This is a genomic window from Flavobacterium difficile, from assembly GCF_011392115.1.
GTDB lineage: Bacteria > Bacteroidota > Bacteroidia > Flavobacteriales > Flavobacteriaceae > Flavobacterium > Flavobacterium difficile.
In genome coordinates this window covers 166,712-184,567 of sequence record NZ_JAAJBT010000006.1, presented here as the reverse complement: position 1 = coordinate 184,567, position 17,856 = coordinate 166,712, and the positions used below count along the sequence as shown (strand labels likewise).

Here is a 17,856-nt window from a genome sequence, read left to right as displayed (position 1 = left end):
CAGTTATTTTATTAAATTTACAGAAACTACTATACTGTATGGAAACAACTTTTAAAATTTGGAAAACCAATAGAGCACTTTATTTGAATTTTTTAGAGAAATATTCTTTAGAACAATTGAATCAAATTCCAAATGGAATGCGAAACAATTTAATTTGGAATATTGGACATGCAGTGGTTTCTCAACAAGGATTAGTGTATCGTTTATCTGGCTTGCCTATGCAAATTTCTACTGAAATGATGGAAACTTACAAAAATGGCTCTGTTCCATCTGGAGCTACTACTTTGGAAGAAGTAAATGAAATAAAAAACTTATTAACTTCCACTGTAAATCAAACCATTTCAGATTTTGAAAATGATGTTTTTAAAACGTATACGCCTTATCAAACATCAACAGGATTTTCTTTACAAAATTTAAATGACGCTCTTCAATTTAACAATTACCACGAAGCCATTCATTTAGGATTTATGATGAAAATTAAAAACTTTATTTAATAAGGAGATAGTTATCAATTTCTTGATAGCTTAAGAAAACTTCATAAGCACCTTTTTCATAGGAAGAAATTTCGTTGATATTATATAAAAATTTCACACCTTCAATGTTAAAAAATATATTTTGGGTTAAGTAAAATGAACCCGTTTCAAAACAATACCCTTGTTGATTTAAAGGAATGGAATTATTTACCTTGTACTTAGCTCTAAACTTGGCTTCAACCAATTTAGAAACAGCTTTAGTGTTAGTAAAAATATCATCCATTTTTAATTGATTGCCCGTTAGTTTGTTAAACAATAAGGATCTTTTACCACCAAATCCAGAAGCATCTCCGTAAGAAGAAGTATAATTAATTCCAATATTTACAAACTCTTCCGTTTCATATTCTATGTTAGATTCTATTTCGAAATCCCAATTCTTAATCTTACTTTCCGGTGTGTTGTTTTTAGCTTTTTTATAGGTTTCTACAAAACCTTTTGTCAATTGATTGTAGTTATTAATTGTTATGTTTTGACTATCAATAAAACTGGAAAGTTCCTTTATGTTATCGAAAATAATTTTATTAATATTTTCGTCATTTTTCGCTTCTAAAACCTCCATTTTAATTGTTGCCGAATTATAACTGGTCGTATAACTAGGACTGTAAGAAGAATTATATTGCTTGCGCTCAAAGACTAATTGTTGAGAGCAACCAGTAAGTACAAATAATACAAGTAAAAAGATTGAATTTTTCATTTTGAATTTTGCAAGATTTTGCTCTGTAAAACCTATCAAAAATCAAGCCAAGCAAGTGAATAATGAAAAAAAATAATGGTTTTTCATCATTTAAATGATAAAAAAACTACATTTACTATATCGATTAAACAAAAATTATTTTTATAATCACATCACAAACAAAACTTTAACTTATGAAAAACAAAATTCTATTTGGTTTTAGTCTGATTTTCGGACTCATGATGCTTAATGCAGGATTGGATAAATTATTTCATTACATGCCCATGCCAGAAAAAATGCCCGAAAGTTTAGTTAACGCTTTTACAGCATTTACTCAAATTGGATGGTTATTACCTTTAGTGGGAATTGTAGAAATTATTGGTGGAATTTTATTTATTTTTCCAAAAACAAGAGCTTTAGGAGCTATTGTAATTTTTCCTATAATAGTTGGAATTATGCTGACTAATACCGTAACAGATATGTCAGGATTTCCAATAGCTTTAGCGTTTTTATTAGTAAATATCTGGGCGCTTTATGACAACAAAGAAAAATATTCTTTATTGGTTGGTTAATTAACTAAAACAAAAAAATCGGATTTTATATCCGATTTTTTTGTTTATGATGTAATGATAATTAATCTTTACTAGCTAAATATCTTTCAGCATCTAATGCAGCCATACAACCTGTTCCGGCAGCAGTAATCGCTTGTCTGTATACATGATCAGCAGCATCGCCACCCACAAAAACACCTGGTACATTTGTTTTAGAAGTTCCTGGTACATTTACAATATAACCTGTTTCGTCTAAAGTTAAATAATCTGCGAAAATATCTGTATTAGGTTTGTGTCCAATCGCAACGAAAAATCCAGTTGCAGGAATTTCGTGTTCTTCATTAGTTATTGAATTTTTAACTTTTACAGAAGTTACCACTTGTCCGTCTCCTAAAACCTCAACAGTTGAAGTATTCATTAAAATTTCAATATTTTCTGTGTTTTTAACACGTTCAGCCATAATTTTAGAAGCTCTAAATTTATCAGTTCGAACTAACATCGTAACTTTTTTACATAATTTAGATAAATAATGTGCTTCTTCACAAGCACTATCTCCTGCTCCAACAATTACTACTTCTTGGTTTCTGTAGAAGAATCCGTCACAAACCGCACAAGCAGAAACGCCACCACCAGTTTTTAAATAATGTTGTTCAGAATCTAAACCTAGATATTTTGCTGTTGCTCCAGTAGAAATAATTACTGTATCGGCATGAATTTCTTTTGTATCGTTAATCCAAACTTTATGAGGTTCAGAACTAAAATCTACTTTAGTGGCCCAACCATCACGAACATCCGTACCAAAACGTTGTGCTTGACTTTGTAATTGTACCATCATTTCCGGACCTGTTATGCCTTCTGGATAACCTGGAAAATTTTCAACTTCGTTTGTGGTTGTTAATTGTCCACCTGGTTGTGTTCCTTGGTATAAAACTGGATTCATATTTGCTCTAGCCGCATAAATCGCAGCAGTATATCCTGCAGGACCAGAACCTATGATAAGGCATTTTACTTTTTCTATTTCGTTTGACATGGTCGTATTATTTTAATTTGGAGCAAAAATATAAAATTCAAATGCTTTTTAATGTAATATAAGTTACATTTTTTATTATTGTGATATAAATGTTATCAATGCTATAATCCAATACGAAGTAAACAAAATACAATTTAACTTTTAGAACATCTGACAGCTTAAATCTTGAACCGTTAATTTAAAATTATAATTGTTCCAATTGATTGGTTTTTTTGTTATCTGAAATCGTCCAAAAGAATCCTATGAAGAAAAATCGGCTTGCAGGTTGTGTGATAGCTTGTCTTTGAAAAGTTCCTGTTGCATCCGGTGAATTCGCATACTGATAGCCAAATACGTTGTTTGCACCTAGTAAATTAGAAACTGATAAATACAATATTTTCTGTTGAGAGAGTAAATAGGACCATCCTAAACTAAAATTATTAAAGGATTTGGTTCTCTGATTCATAAATTCCGTTTCGTTTGGATTATCGTAAGGTCGACCCGAATTAAAATTATACGTTAATCCGATTTGCGATTTCAATTTGTCAACCCAATATTTCGTCACAATCGAAAAATTATGATTGGCAATAAAACTTGGTGTCACTTGTTTTTCATAGTTTCGATAGTCTCTCTCCGAATCGATAAAAGAATACGTAATCCAGTAATCCAAACCGCTGATGGTTTTATTATCTCTCCAAAATAAATCGATTCCTTTAGCATAACCCAAACCATTATTATTAAAATTCGAACTATAACTTGACACATTCATATCGAACTTCACTAAATGGTTATAATCTTTAAAATAGGCTTCCGCACGAAACATTTTCCCATCATTATTGTACAAATAATTGAAAATATAATGATTGGTATTTTCATACGCTAATTTTGTAGTAAACTTTAAATAATCAGGATTGGCGGTTTGATAAAAACTTCCGTAAGCCAACGAAATTTGACTCTTATTTGCAATTTTATAAGCCACTGATAGTCTTGGTTCAAACGTAAACTCATCTACAATTGTAGCATTTGAAGAACGTAAACCTACATTGAAAGCCAAATCTTTTGATAAAAAAACTTCCGCTTCTGAGAAAAGAGCTATTGTATGATTTTGATAGCCATAATCGAATCTATTTTGGGAAACGGCTTGGTAATTTTCATCGAAATTCGTGTGAAAAAATTCACCACCAACATTTAATTTGAATTGATTGGAAAACGTTTTTCGCAATTTTAATTTATAATGCAAAGCGCGTTCGTAATTGTTTAATTTATCAGCATTAATTCCAATTTTATTGTTTCCGTAACCCAAACTAAAACCTGTTTGTAATTGTAAAGCAGTTGCGAGGTTTCCCTTATACACCGAATTGAAATACAAGTTATTATTGGTCAATCCGAATCTAAATTTATCTGTAAAATTAATGTCTTTCTGATTTAAATTCATACTCGAAGTATCAAACGCCGCATAAATTTTTAGTAAACCTCCTTTAATTTTTGTTCTGAAAACGGTTTCACCTGCGACAGATTCTGGTGCTTTATTCCAATCTAAACTTTGTGGTGCTAACAAATAATAGGGTTTCAAATTCGTATAACTTGTATTAAAAGTAATAGAACTATTTTTCCATTTTTTCGATTTACCAATACCAGCTCCAACTGTCATTATAGAAATATCAGTCTGATTTTGAACAGGTTCATCCACTGTATTTAATAACAAAACACTTGATAATGCATCCCCATATTCCGCACTATAACCACCAGTTGAAAAGGTTATTCCTTTAAACAAAAAAGGCGAAAATCGTCCACGAGTTGGGGTATTGTTAGGGGTTGCGCCATAAGGTTGAGCCACACGAATGCCATCTACATAAGTTTGCGTTTCTCCTGCTTCTCCACCGCGAACAAATAATCTTCCACTTTCTCCTACTGCATTTACACCTGGCATGGTTTCCAAAGCTGCTACAATATCACCAGAAGAACCAGCTGTTGTTACAATATCTAAAGGTTTTAAAGCGGTAACTTTACTATTATCACCCGCTTTAATAGTTCCAGCAGAAATTACAACTGTATCAATAGTATTCATATCCTGAAAAAGCGTAAAAACGCGATGAACATATGCTGCTACAACAATATCTTCTGTCACATCTAAAAAACCATTAAAAGTAAATTTTAAAATTTGATTTCCTTCAGCATCAGTTTCGAAACTAAATTCGCCTTTTTCATTAGTTAAAGCGCCGTCATATGTACCATCAATAAAGACGTTTACACCTGGCATAGGTTGGTTTTTCTTATTTACTACTTTTCCAGAAATTTTGGTTTGAGAAAAAGAAGCGAAACTAAATAGTGTAATTAAAATAATAATAAAATTTTTCATGTTTTTGTTTTTTTGATGAAGCAAAGTTGGAACAAACCACATCCATTTGAAAAAGGAATGTGCCGAATTGTAGAATAATGCTTCTGAATTGTGTTTACAAAAATGATGTTGAACATATAAAACACGGATTTAAAAGATTTTAAAAATTTATTTTATCTATATGAAAAAAAACCAACAAGTATCAAATTCACCAAATCTCTATTTCACAACTGCTTACTGTTTTTATTAACAATCGTATTTTTGACTTTAAAACATTTTAAATATTACGTACTTTTGCCTTTTAAAATTTCACATTATGATTTATAAGTTTAGAGCCATTTTAGATAACGAAGAAGATATTTTTAGAGATATTGCTATAGAAGCAAAAGATACTTTAGAAGATTTACATAACGCCTTAGTCAATGCTTTTGGCTTTGATGGTACTGAAGTTGGTGCTTTTTATACTTGTGGAGACGATTGGGCTTGGCATGAAGAAGATGGAATTCCGATGTTTGATACCGGGGATGTGCCAGGTGAAATAAAAACAATGGCCGAATACAAATTAGACGATTTAGTTCACGAACAAAATACTAAATTGGTTTACGTTTACGATTTATTTTCAATGTGGACGTTTTTTGTTGAACTTGCTGCCATTGAAGAAAATAAAGAAGAAGTTATTTATCCTGCATTATTATTCTCACACGGTGTTTTACCAGATGAAGCTACAACAAGTGGCTTTAGAGGTGGCGATTTAGAAAACCAAGATTTATTTAACGATTTTGAAGACGATTTAGATCAGGATGATTTAGACATGTTTGATGGCGACGACAGCTTCGAAGATATGGGATTTGAAGAAAACTGGAACTAATACAAGTAGCCAATGTGCTAATGTGGCAATGTGCCAATTGAAATACTAAACGAAAATTAATAATTATAGTTAATTGACTAATTGTCAAATTGACTAATTGACACATTAATAATGATAAACTTATTTAATACACACGTAGAAAACCTTTCTATTCACCGAGTTGGAAATAAAAACAAAGAAGAACAAATGTTTTTATCTGAAAATCCGTATACTTTGAATGATGAAATAATGCCTATTTTAAAGGAATATTTCTTTAAAGCTTTCCGTGAAAAAGAAGAAAACTATTACCAATTTGCTCACGATGTTGACTTAGAATACAATGAAATGTTCAATTTGGCTACAGAAATTTTCAATAAACCAAGCGAAATTCATAACGTTTCTAAAAAAATTACTCAGCATTTATTTGAGCAGTCAAATCATCCACACATCAAAAGTGGTGAAGTTTATATTGCTTATTTAACGAACGTTTCTATCGACAATAACGTAGTGGATGCGATTGGTGTATTCAAAAGTGAAATCAAAACCGACTTCCTACAATTTCAAGAAAACGGTAGTAACTTAGAAATGATTTTACAAGACGGAATCAACTTAAACAAGTTAGACAAAGGCTGTTTGATTTTCAATTACAAAAAAGAAGAAGGTTATAAAATCTTAACTGTAGACAGCAACAGATACGATGCCCGTTACTGGTTAGAGCATTTTTTAAGTGTAGATGTGTTTCAAGACGAAACGTTTATGACTAAAAAATACCTACAATTTTGTAAAGATTTCGCCAAAGAAGTAGTTTTACCTGCTGAAGACAAAAAAGAAGAAGTGTTGTTTATGAACCGTGCTGTAAATCACTTTGCCAAAAATGATGAATTTGAAGAAACGGCTTTCTTAAATGATGTAATTAATAATCCCGATTTAATTCCAGAATTTAAAAACTATAAAGTAGATAAAGGTGCGAAATACAGCATTGAAGATGTTTCTAATTTCCCTATCGCGAATGCAGCTGTTACAGATGTACGTAGAAAATTAAAGAATACTATTGAATTAGACACCAACATTCAAATTAGATTAGATTTCATCAACCCTGAAAGTGCCGAGAAATTCGTAGAAAAAGGTTGGGACGAAGAAAAACAAATGTATTATTACTTAGTATATTTCAATAAAGAACAAAAATCTTAGTTAAATCATAAACTAAAACGAACAAAACCGCTTCAAATATAGTTTCGTAGCGGTTTTTTTTATTTTTCAATACTGTTTCTACATTCGAAAACCTACTTTAATTCCACCCCATTTACTGCTTTTTCCCATTTCAAATTCTCTAGTGATCAAAGCCCGAGAATACTCAAAATATAGGGTTTTAGTTTGCAATATTAATCCAAAATTAACTTGTGCCGTTAAGCGTTCTATTTCATGGTTACGAATTGTATATGGACTTTTCCTATTGAATAATCCACCTTGTAAAGTGGCATCGTAACCTACAACTTGAGCCAAGGTTTGAGCAAAACCATACAAGGCAAATCGTTTCTTAGGCAAATGGGTGGAGAAGGGCGAATTTACAATACCTAAAGTGGATGTAACACCTAATCCGGCAGCAGTAAATAAACTTCCTACTCTTGCCCTAGCTGTAGATTGTAACGAAAAGAAATTACGATACTGAAACAACTGTTTTTCATAACTCACTTCATAATTCAATACCACATCATTTTTAATTTGATTTTGCCAACCTTCTGGAATGGTATTTCCAGTAGCTTCATGAATGGCTACTTGCATTTCTTTTCCAAAAGCACCCGGACCAATTAATCCCATATTAAAAGAAGCTATGAATCGCGATTTATGTAGCGTATCAGTAGCAATCGAAAAACTTTTTAGCATAATCGTTGCGGCAAAAGGCCGATCGCCAAATTGTATGTTCGGACTTTTTATATTATTCGGTGTAAAACCAATATGCTCTAAAGAAATTCCGTATTTTTTCTCCGTATTTTTAGGCTGAATCAATATAGTATTCACAGGGTTTTGGACTAATTTAGGCGCTACCCATTCAAAACTATAACCTTGCGTGTAGTCCTGATCTCTAGATGCAAAATAATCATTATCATAATTAATACGAAAATAACGCTTCGAATGTAGGTCTCGAAAAGAGGCCATATTATCAATTTTCTGAGCCAGCATCCCAAGTGGAAGTAGCATTATAACAACATAAAGTTTTAAGTTTTTCATACTCACATATACGGAATGCAAATGCATTTAGTTTTATATTACTATCTTTATGAAAAAAAGTAAAATAAAAATAAATTACATCATGAAAAAAATAGCCTTAGTATTTTTAGCCGCAATAGTACTAACAAATTGTAAAAAAGAATCGGAAGAAAATACAGAACAAAATCCTACACAACCACAAACTACAACCCAAAAAGCTACACCAACTATTGAAGAAAGTTGTTACGTATTTGATGATGGTGCCAACAACATTACACTAGAAATTACCGAAATCGACGAGGAAATTAAAGGAAACTTAACATATGCATTTGTCGAAAAAGATAAAAATACGGGTACAGTTACAGGAAAAATCAAAAACGGTATTTTAGTACTTAACTACACGTTTCAGTCGGAAGGACAACTGAGTAAAAGAGAAGTAGCCTTTAAAATTGAGGGAACAACTTTATTAGAAGGCTCGGGCGAACTAAATGCAACCGGAACCGCTTTTAAAAACATCGATCAACTAAACTTTGTCACAAAAATGCCGCTTACCCTAACCGATTGCAAATAAGAAATTCCAAACCGTAAATAGTAGTGCGGAAAACCGTAAAATCGTAACTGGTTTTTTATTTATGTTTGTGAAATGAAACTTTTAGATGTGGCGTTTCTGATAGTTAGGTGTAATTAAAAATTTTCTTCCAATGAAAAAATTGTTTATAATAACATTAGTTATTTTGTCGTATAGTTGTAGTGAAAAAGAAAAAAAATGCTTTGAAAATTTCACATATATGCAAAGCAACCTAAAATCCTCATATTTATTAAAAATCAACTCATCTGATACAGTTTATTATTTAAATAGATATTCATATGAACTAAATGACTTGTACTATTTTCTTTTAATAAAAAGTGAGAAGGAAAAACTTAATAATCTAATATGTAAACTAAAATTCCCAATTAATGATTCTCTTTTTTTAAATGATAATATAACTGACGGAACCACATTAAATTTTTCAATGGATAATAAAAGGCTATCGCTTCACGGTGGAGAAGGTCCAAAAGAATTTTGGAAATTTGCAAAATGGATGGATAATTTGATGACATCAAAACAATTGAAAGCAATAAAAAACAGAGCTATTAAATTTGATAAAATACTAGAAATACCCATACGAAAAGTACCGCCAATAATTAAGAAACTTTAGTCAACAGCCAGTTAACCATATCTCAAAAAACATTAAATTTAAGTTACACATCGCAAGAAAATATAGTTTTAAAAAAATCAGTTCCAAAGCTTATAATCGCAACTTAAAATGTTGTTAGCAACACAATCAAAATTGCGTAAAAATAACAGTGTCGTTACACTAGAATACTATATTTGATGGCAATCTAAAACAACCAACTATGAAAAATTTACTTGTATTGTTATTCGTATCCTTTACACTGAGTTGCTGCAACAAAGACGACAACCCACCTGCAGACCCATTAAGCCAATTACCACCCGCTACACAAATAGGCGCAGGCACTTTTGGTTGCCTAGTAAACGGTGTGCCTTATGTAGACAACAGCGGCGATTTTAATTGCTTTTATCAGTTGGTAAATGGTGAGTATTATTTTGGAATTACAGCTTCAATAAACAATCAAGAGAATTTGCAAATAGATATAGGATCTTTAAAATCACAGTTAATAGAAGGAGAAATTCTTCTTAAAGAACGTGAAAATGGAAATTTTTATGCTTTTTTAAGTTTCGATTGTATTTGTCCTCCAGGAAAAACAAATTCAGTACAACCTGGGTCATTAAATGTATCAAAATTTGACATCCAAAATAACATTGTTTCAGCAACTTTTGAATTTACAGTTACAGACCCAAATACAGGTGCAGTTTACAACATTACAAACGGTCGTTTTGACTCAACTTTTACTCAATAAATTATTTCTTTAACATGAAAAACATTTTTTTAATTAGTCTCTTTTTATTTGAAATCTGTATGTTTTCACAAAATAAAAATGTAAAAGCCAATTTTAACGTTAAAATTAAAGAAGTTAAAGGCGATTTAAATAAAGATAATTTAACAGACAAAGTTGTTGTAACTCAAGACACAATAAATGAAAAGTCGCCCTATAAACTAGAAATATTTTTTGCTAAACCAAACGGGGATTTTAAATCTATTGTTGCCTCAACTAAAATTATTGAAGCGCAATATCCTGAGGGAAGAGTCAATTATAACACTGGAAATGGATTTTCCGATATTACTATAAAAAAAGGAGTCCTCATTGTTAGATTCGAGTTAGTAAGAGGATATTTTGAACATAAATTTAGATTTCAAAATGGAAATTTTGAGTTAATAGGTTTTTATGAAGTCTATTCTAATGGACAAGGCGTTATAACAACAACAGATTTCAATCTCTCAACCGGAATTAGAATTGAAAAAGCAGAAAGATATGATAACGACGAAGTAATTAGTAGCACAAAAAAGAAAATAGTAATTAGTCCTTTGCCTAAACTTCAAGACGTTGAACCTTTTGAAAATGAATTATACTAAAAAAACAAACACCCAACAACAAGTCAACATGATGGCGAATCATAACAAATACATATTCATATTTAGTTAGAAATTTTATCTTTAACAGAAAATAATAACTCCAAAGCTCGTAACCTCACCTTGCGCCGAAACGTTAGTAGAGATTTCATAAAATCCGTATCAAAATGAAGTATTTTTTACTATTATTACTTTTTAATTTTTCTTTCGCTCAAAAGGATGTTTATCCTGTTGAAGAAAAACATCAACATCTTATTAACAATCCAAATTATTCAAATGAAATTTTTAAAGATATTAATAATGTTCTCGATATTTTTTTAGGACGTTGGACTTATTGTGACATGAATAATGAAGTTGAAATTGAAGTCTTCAAATATTTCGATGAAAGCAATCAACAAGATGCATTATACATAAACCTAAAACTTAATAAAAACGGTGAGATTTTATTAAATACTTTGGATCGAACTTTTCCTAATATTATTGTCGGAGCTTCATTTTTAGACTCAAAAGATAAAAATTCAGTGATTGTTTACTTTTCAGAAATACAAACTGGAAAAGTATTGCTATGCGGTCATGATTCTGCAGTTTACTTAAAACTTAATGATAATTATTTACATTGGGAAATTAAACCAAGAGAGTTAATGCTTAACAAAACAGCAAAATTATTACCTTTAAAAATGAGATTTCAAAAAGATTAAAACATCTGCTAACAGCCATATAACATGATTACGAATTTCGTAGTAAAAACAAGTTCATTTCTCGCAAGAAATTTTATCTTTGATAAAAAATAATCGGTTCCAAACTTCGCCACCTCGCCAAGCTGCAAAACGTTAGCTGATATTTTAAACCAACATACACTAATAGAATTTAAAACAAAAAAATATGAATAAATATATTTCCTTAACCTCATTAGTACTGATGTTTTCTTGTGCAACATCGAATCAAATTGTAAACACTAATTTGAAAGATAATATGACATTTGAGTTGCTTGAAATATCAAATGACCCAACGTATGGTTACTCGGAAAAAAATCCAATCCAAGTTGGTGGAGTTGATAAACAAACAGGTCCATTAAATGAACGTCGTTTCTTAAATGCGTTAGCGGGTCCAAACGGTGAAGAAGTTGTATATTATAGATCCGGAAGTTGTTGTCCAATTAAAAGCAAAAATGACCCATTTGGCTTAGGACAAGTGATGCTAGATAATTATCGAGTAACTTGGAAAGGATCAAAAGACACTGTATCAATATATTTTAACATGTATGATTATGGTTCACTCAAAGCGCCTAAAGGATTTACTGTAAATAAATAAAAACAGCAGCTAACAGCAGTTTAGCCACTTGGGCTGGTTTTTCTTAAGTTGCACTTCTTTCTTCACGAAAAACTTCATTTTAACAGAAAGTACCCAGTTCGCTGGCATCGCAACAGTCGCGAAGCCTCGAAACGTAAGTAGCAATTGCTCAAAAAACGAAAAAATCTAAATATTCAAAAAAATGGTTAAGAAAAACTAAAACGATGAAATTTAATTGTAATGAATAAATCTACTAAAATTTTAAAAATTATATTGTTGTTTTTGTTATTCTCATATATGATTTTTATTAGAATAATATTTGGAAATGTTAGTAATATAGATCGAACTATTTCTAACGTTAATATAATCGTAACATTTGAATTAATTCTTCTTTTTTTTCTTATTTCTCATTTGATTTATTCTAATATTTCTAAAAAATTAATGCTTTTATATTTTCCATTTGTAATAGTAAATCTATTTTTTATGCTTGGAATGTTTATAAAAACGCCATTATGTTTAAGAAATTTAGGTTTTCATCACTCAAATTATGTTCCTATATTTAATCCATTAATTATTACCATATTTATTTACACTTTTCTTTTATTATTTATAAATTTTATATTTAGAAAAGAAAAAATTACATCACTAAATTTTTCACTGATTATATATTTTATATCAATTCTTTTTATTTTGATAACTTTTTATGTAAAAAATAAATCAGAACCAGAAAGACAAAAAATATTACATTTTCAGGGTTAAATATAACTGCCACTAAGAACCGTTTAACACAATTACGAATTTCGCAACAACTACACCTTCACATTTCCCAAAAAGCAACTACCTAAAAGAACAAAAACGCTTTTATAACCAGTACTTTACCAAAACCAAAAAGCATTTTTAAGAAAAAAAACTTCAAAAAAATACAAACCGTAAATAAAAGTGCGGAAAACCGTAAAATCGTAACTTGTTTTTTATTTATGTTTGTGAAATGAAAACTTTTATATGTGACGCTTATTACTTATATATAGATAGATTTAGTTATCAGCAAGGTTCAGCAACCACATAGAAAATATCTTTTAAATATGAAAATTCTTTACATTATCGGAAACGGATTTGACATCAATCTTGGTTTAAAAACTCGTTATTCAAACTTTTATGAATATTACCAAAAGTTACCATCAAAATCTTTAATTGTTAAAACATTAAAAAACAATATTGATAAAAATTTTAAAAACTGGTCTGACTTAGAACAAGCAATTGGAACGTATACAGAAAATTTTAACACTGTAGATCAATTTATTGAAGCTTATGAAGACATTGGAGATAATCTAGGAGACTATTTGAAAAAGCAAGAAAATGAATTTGATTTTTCAAAAGTTAATAAAGAAAAAATGTTTGAGTATTTAGGATACCCTGAAAGAACCTTACTGAAAGCTGATACAAATAGAATACAAGAATTTAAGCATAAATGGAATTCTGAAAATTGGGATGTTAATGTAATAACTTTAAATTATACTAATTCCTTTGAGCAAATTTTTGAAAATCAATTTTCTAATCTAACACTTGGTGTTCACCATAATTCAAACATTATTCTAAGAGGACTAGAACATATTCACGGTTATTGTGATGATAGGATGATTATGGGCGTGAATGATGTTTCTCAAATAAGAAATCAAAGCTTTCATAATAATCAAGACATTCTAGACGCTTTAGTAAAACCAAATTGTAATAAAGCAAACAAACATACAATTGACAACCTTTGTAATTCACAAATTTCAAAAGCAAGTTTGATTTGCATATTTGGTTCATCCATAGGAGACACTGATAATGTTTGGTGGCAGGCAATTGGTGAACAGTTAAAAAAGGGGATTTATTTAATAATTTTTACTCGAGGAGAAGAAATAAGTAAACGATGGAGTTATAAAAAAGCTAAATCAGAAAGAGAGATGAGAGATTATTTTCTCAACAAAACCAACTTAAATGATGAAGAGAAAGCTAATGTGAAAGACAATATATTTATTGGTGTAAATACAGATATGTTTGGAAGTTTGATATAAGCCTACTGCAAACAAGCGTTTGCCAAAATGGCAATTTTTTTAACACCTACACCTTCACATTTCCCCAAAAGCAACTACCTAAAAGAACAAAAACGCTTTTATAACCAGTGCTTTACCAAAACCAAAAAGTATTTTTAACAAAAAAAACTTCAAAAAAATACAAACCGTAAACATTAGTGAGAAAAACCGTAAAATCGTAACTTGTTTTTTATTTATGTTTGTGAAATGAAAACTTTTAGATAAGACGTGTAGGGCGTATATTTTACAGTTAGCAGTAATTATAATCGAAACTTATGGAAAAACACTATATTTCTGTTCCTGAATATTTAGTATTTGAAAATACAATACATTTTATTAATTCATTTAAACTTTTAAATGAACAGAGATTATATGTTTTTGATTTTAAAAATTTAAGAAGAATTGACCCTTTTTCAATACTTTTATTAAGTAGTGAACTAGAGATTTTTAAAAAAAACAATCCTGAAAGTAAATTTTCCGCAAAAAATTTCGAACATTGTACATATGCAGCTCATATGGGTTTTTTTCAATCATTTGGCCTTGATTTCGGCAAATTCCCAGGTGAAGCTAAAAATAATAATAGATACATTCCTTTAAAAATATATACTGTATCAGACATTAAGCAATCCGCAAGAGATGCATTAGTTAATCCAGGTGAAATTTTAGAGGATTTTGCAAGAGAAATAAGCACAGTATTAACTCAAAATACAGACAAAAATTTAGCTGATATTTTAAGATATTGTATAAGAGAAATTTTCAGAAACATTGTTGAACATAGCAATACAACAAAATTTGGTTTTTGTGCACAGTATTTACCTTCATTAAATAAAGTATCTTTTTCCGTATTAGACAGAGGAATGGGAATTAAGAACTCATTGTCGGAAAATCCAGAACTTAACTTAAATGACGATTTAACGGCACTAAAAGAAAGCTTAAAACCAGGTATTTCTGGTAAAACCTATCCAAGTCAACTTAACAAACCTACTGGTGAATGGGCAAATTCTGGTTTTGGATTATTTATGACTAGTTCAATATGTAAAAATGGTGGCAGTTTTTTTATTGCAAGTGGTGAAAGCGGAATTTATCTCTCTCAAGGGAATGAAAAAATATTAAATGTCAATATACAAGGTTCTGCTTTAAATTTGACAATTAATCTAGACAAAAAAGAAAAATTTAGAGAAATTTTAGCTAATCTACATAAAGAAATTAAAGAATTTGAAAATATAAAAGCTTCCAAATCTAGCTTAGATATTCTTGAATAACTACTGCTAAAAAACGTTTTACGCAATTGCGAAATCTGCAACAAATACACATTCAAATTTCCCCAAAAAGCAAATAGTTAAAAGAAAAAAAACTCTCATAAACAAGACTTTACCAAAACCAAAAAGTATTTTTAACAAAAAAACTTCAAAAAAAATACAAAAAAAATACAAACCGTAAACATTAGCGCCAAAAACCGTAAAATCGTAACTTATTTTTTATTTATGTTTGTGAAATGAAAACTTTTAGATGTAGTGTGTATTGCGTATATAATAAAGTTATGATCAAGCTAAAACCCGAGAACTATGAACAAACGTAAAATTTATTACAAGCTTTATTTCTTTTCAATCTTTTTATTAATTAGTATTGTTGGAGGTTATACAACTATTAATACCGAATGGCTAATTTTACCCGTTAAGTCAACAATTATATTAAGTTTATTGATTTTCTTTATTTCTCTTTTTCTTATACTTCAAACCTATTTGGATTTATCAGAGAGCGACCCAAAGAAGTTAAAAAGTTTTTTGAAAAACAATGAAGATGAGAAAGGCGGTAAAGAAGATTATTTAGATACAATGTTCAAAATAATTGACGATGATAAAAAAGTAAAAATATTTAAGGAAAATCTTTTATCGAAAGTAGAGGAAAAGTTTTTAGATAGCTTTTCATCTGAACTTTACACACAAGTTGTTTTAGAGGATTTATTTAGTATTGAGGAAAGTATTAGAGCTCAAATTAAAAGACTGACGTATAATTCAAATCTTAATCTTACAATTGGAATTATCATCAATACCGTTGGAATTATAATACTTTTTTTTTCAATTTATAATTTTGATTCGAGTTCAGTAACAAACGTTTTAAGCTATTTTGCACCTAGAATAACTATTGTTTTATTTGTACAAATTTTTTCTTTTTTCTTTTTAAAATTATATAAGGAATGTCTTCAAGATATTAAATATTTTGAAAATGAGATTATTGATACAACATTCAAGGTTTCATCAATCAAGCTTGCTATTACTCTTGAAAATACTGAATTAATAAATGAGATTCTTAAAAAATTTAGCGACGGAAGAAGATTATCGGTTGTGACTATAAAAAAAGATGAAACAACGGAAGACTTGGAAAGACTTAAGAGCGAGTCAAATGTAATAGAATCTTTAAGTACAGCTATTAAAAGTATCACTGGTAAAGATGACAAAAAATAGCCAGCTCATAACAGCGGTTTGACGCAATAGCTAATTTATAATTAAAAACACGTTCGATTTTCCGCTTGAAAATCTAACGTAGCAAGAAATAATTATTCACGTAGCAGCTACTACACCAAGCCCCAAACCGTTATAACAAACCAATCTCCAATTTAAAAGTTCAAGCAACTTGTCTAATCTTAAAAACAGAAAATTATCAAATGAAATTAAAATAAACTTTAAACTATTTACTTATTACAAATATAAACCTTTAAAAAACAAAACTATGCCATCTACATCCGAAACAGGACACGCTAAAAATGTAGCAAACTTTCAAGATTTAATCGCATTCGTAACAGGTTACGGTGCCACCTACAACCCATCAAAAAACGCACTAAAATTGCCACAACTTACGGCATTAGCCACAGCATCGCAAGCAAGTTTAGCCGATGTAATCACTAAAAATACCGCATACAACAACAAAGTAAACGAACGAGTGGCAGCATTCAGCAACCTAAAAACACTATCTACAAGAGTAATCAATGCCTTGCAATCTTCCGATGCTACCAAAGAAAAAATAGCAGATGCAATAGCATTTAATAAAAAATTACAGGGTGTAAGAGCCAAAGCCACAACAACAACAACAACAACAACAGACCCAAATGAACCCGCACCCAAAACAATTTCTACAAGCCAGCAATCTTACGACCAACAAATTCAACATCTGGCAGGATTAATAGCGGTGCTACAATCAGAAACCAGTTACACACCCAACGAAAACGATTTAAAAATTACAACCCTAACCGCAAAACAAGCCGACCTTACCGCAAAAAATAACGCAGTGGCAACGGCATATACCAATGTAAGCAACTCAAGAATTGCAAGAAACACCACTTTATACAGCGCAGAAGGCAGTATTTTTGACGTAGCATCAGATATCAAAAAGTACGTCAAATCTATTTACGGAGCCACAAGTCCGCAATATGCACAAGTAAAAAGTATAGAATTTAAAAAACCAAGAATATAACAAAACTAAAAAGTAAATAGTCCAACCGCAATTACAAAAATGGTCCTCGCCTTTCAACAGGTAAACGCCTTAAACTAATATCTTGTAATTGCGGTTTTTTGTAAACTAACCACAACATAAAGGAGTACTATTGCAAGTATAGGTACAACTTACGCTCTTATTTTTATAGTGAATACAGTTTAATTTATAACTTGCACGTTTATAAATATGCCGTGCGCGATTATAAATATGCCATGCGCGATTATAAATATGTCATGCGCGTTTATAAATATACCGTGCGCGTTTATAAATATACCGTGCGCGATTATAAATATGTCATACGCGATT

Annotated in this window: 18 protein-coding genes; 14 read left to right on the top strand and 4 right to left on the bottom strand. The window is 30.2% G+C overall.

What is annotated here, in order from left to right; genetic code table 11:
• The first annotated feature begins 38 nt into the window (after nucleotides 1-38).
• A complete protein-coding gene (locus G4D72_RS10890) occupies nucleotides 39-494 on the top strand; it encodes a DinB family protein (protein WP_166077729.1) in 456 nt (151 codons plus the stop codon).
• Here the strand turns inward: G4D72_RS10890 and G4D72_RS10885 are convergent.
• Nucleotides 487-1,227: a DUF3298 domain-containing protein gene (locus tag G4D72_RS10885; protein WP_166077728.1), complete on the bottom strand. Its 741-nt coding sequence runs from the start codon at nucleotides 1,225-1,227 to the stop codon at nucleotides 487-489. The genes G4D72_RS10890 and G4D72_RS10885 overlap by 8 nt on opposite strands.
• A 173-nt stretch (nucleotides 1,228-1,400) precedes the next feature.
• On the opposite strand from G4D72_RS10885, the gene G4D72_RS10880 reads away from it, so the two are divergent.
• Entirely contained in the window at nucleotides 1,401-1,778 is a 378-nt protein-coding gene (locus G4D72_RS10880; protein WP_166077727.1) for a DoxX family membrane protein, read from the top strand.
• Between the two features lie 61 nt (nucleotides 1,779-1,839).
• Here G4D72_RS10880 and trxB read toward each other — a convergent pair whose 3' ends face one another.
• Both trxB and G4D72_RS10870 read right to left on the bottom strand, forming a co-directional pair.
• Nucleotides 1,840-2,787 (bottom strand): thioredoxin-disulfide reductase, encoded by a 948-nt coding sequence (trxB, locus tag G4D72_RS10875; protein WP_166077726.1) that lies wholly within the window; start codon nucleotides 2,785-2,787, stop codon nucleotides 1,840-1,842.
• A 184-nt stretch (nucleotides 2,788-2,971) separates the two neighbouring features.
• The gene (locus G4D72_RS10870) at nucleotides 2,972-5,125 is read right to left on the bottom strand and encodes a TonB-dependent receptor (protein WP_166077725.1); all 2,154 of its coding nucleotides are present in this window, start codon (nucleotides 5,123-5,125) and stop codon (nucleotides 2,972-2,974) included.
• A 295-nt stretch (nucleotides 5,126-5,420) separates the two neighbouring features.
• On the opposite strand from G4D72_RS10870, the gene G4D72_RS10865 reads away from it, so the two are divergent.
• A complete protein-coding gene (locus G4D72_RS10865; RefSeq protein ID WP_166077724.1) occupies nucleotides 5,421-5,972 on the top strand; it encodes a plasmid pRiA4b ORF-3 family protein in 552 nt (183 codons plus the stop codon).
• A 111-nt stretch (nucleotides 5,973-6,083) separates the two neighbouring features.
• Nucleotides 6,084-7,142, top strand: a complete 1,059-nt coding sequence (locus tag G4D72_RS10860; RefSeq protein ID WP_166077722.1) for a nucleoid-associated protein — start codon at nucleotides 6,084-6,086, stop codon at nucleotides 7,140-7,142.
• 78 nt (nucleotides 7,143-7,220) lie between these two features.
• Here the strand turns inward: G4D72_RS10860 and G4D72_RS10855 are convergent, their stop codons facing one another.
• Nucleotides 7,221-8,150 (bottom strand): lipid A deacylase LpxR family protein, encoded by a 930-nt coding sequence (locus G4D72_RS10855; protein WP_235922495.1) that lies wholly within the window; start codon nucleotides 8,148-8,150, stop codon nucleotides 7,221-7,223.
• 112 nt (nucleotides 8,151-8,262) lie between these two features.
• Between G4D72_RS10855 and G4D72_RS10850 the strand changes: the two genes are divergently transcribed.
• The 10 genes from G4D72_RS10850 to G4D72_RS10805 all read left to right on the top strand — a co-directional run bounded on the left by G4D72_RS10850 (nucleotide 8,263) and on the right by G4D72_RS10805 (nucleotide 17,529).
• The gene (locus G4D72_RS10850) at nucleotides 8,263-8,730 is read left to right on the top strand and encodes a hypothetical protein (RefSeq protein WP_166077720.1); all 468 of its coding nucleotides are present in this window, start codon (nucleotides 8,263-8,265) and stop codon (nucleotides 8,728-8,730) included.
• Nucleotides 8,731-8,860: 130 nt separating this feature from the next.
• A complete protein-coding gene (locus G4D72_RS10845) occupies nucleotides 8,861-9,358 on the top strand; it encodes a hypothetical protein (protein WP_166077719.1) in 498 nt (165 codons plus the stop codon).
• Nucleotides 9,359-9,557: 199 nt separating this feature from the next.
• Nucleotides 9,558-10,082, top strand: coding sequence for a hypothetical protein (locus G4D72_RS10840; RefSeq protein WP_166077718.1), 525 nt, complete (start codon nucleotides 9,558-9,560; stop codon nucleotides 10,080-10,082).
• Nucleotides 10,083-10,096: 14 nt separating this feature from the next.
• On the top strand, nucleotides 10,097-10,696 hold the full coding sequence (locus G4D72_RS10835; RefSeq protein ID WP_166077717.1) for a hypothetical protein: 600 nt from the start codon (nucleotides 10,097-10,099) through the stop codon (nucleotides 10,694-10,696).
• 164 nt (nucleotides 10,697-10,860) lie between these two features.
• Nucleotides 10,861-11,391, top strand: a complete 531-nt coding sequence (locus G4D72_RS10830) for a DUF6705 family protein (RefSeq protein WP_166077716.1) — start codon at nucleotides 10,861-10,863, stop codon at nucleotides 11,389-11,391.
• Between the two features lie 184 nt (nucleotides 11,392-11,575).
• Nucleotides 11,576-12,004, top strand: a complete 429-nt coding sequence (locus tag G4D72_RS10825) for a 2-dehydro-3-deoxyphosphooctonate aldolase (protein ID WP_166077715.1) — start codon at nucleotides 11,576-11,578, stop codon at nucleotides 12,002-12,004.
• A 1,061-nt stretch (nucleotides 12,005-13,065) separates the two neighbouring features.
• On the top strand, nucleotides 13,066-14,040 hold the full coding sequence (locus G4D72_RS10820; RefSeq protein WP_166077713.1) for an AbiH family protein: 975 nt from the start codon (nucleotides 13,066-13,068) through the stop codon (nucleotides 14,038-14,040).
• A gap of 293 nt (nucleotides 14,041-14,333) precedes the next feature.
• Complete coding sequence (locus tag G4D72_RS10815) at nucleotides 14,334-15,320, top strand: hypothetical protein (RefSeq protein WP_166077712.1); 987 nt, start codon at nucleotides 14,334-14,336, stop codon at nucleotides 15,318-15,320.
• Between the two features lie 303 nt (nucleotides 15,321-15,623).
• Nucleotides 15,624-16,523: a hypothetical protein gene (locus G4D72_RS10810; RefSeq protein WP_166077711.1), complete on the top strand. Its 900-nt coding sequence runs from the start codon at nucleotides 15,624-15,626 to the stop codon at nucleotides 16,521-16,523.
• A 265-nt stretch (nucleotides 16,524-16,788) separates the two neighbouring features.
• Nucleotides 16,789-17,529, top strand: a complete 741-nt coding sequence (locus G4D72_RS10805) for a hypothetical protein (protein WP_166077710.1) — start codon at nucleotides 16,789-16,791, stop codon at nucleotides 17,527-17,529.
• Nucleotides 17,530-17,856: the final 327 nt, after the last annotated feature.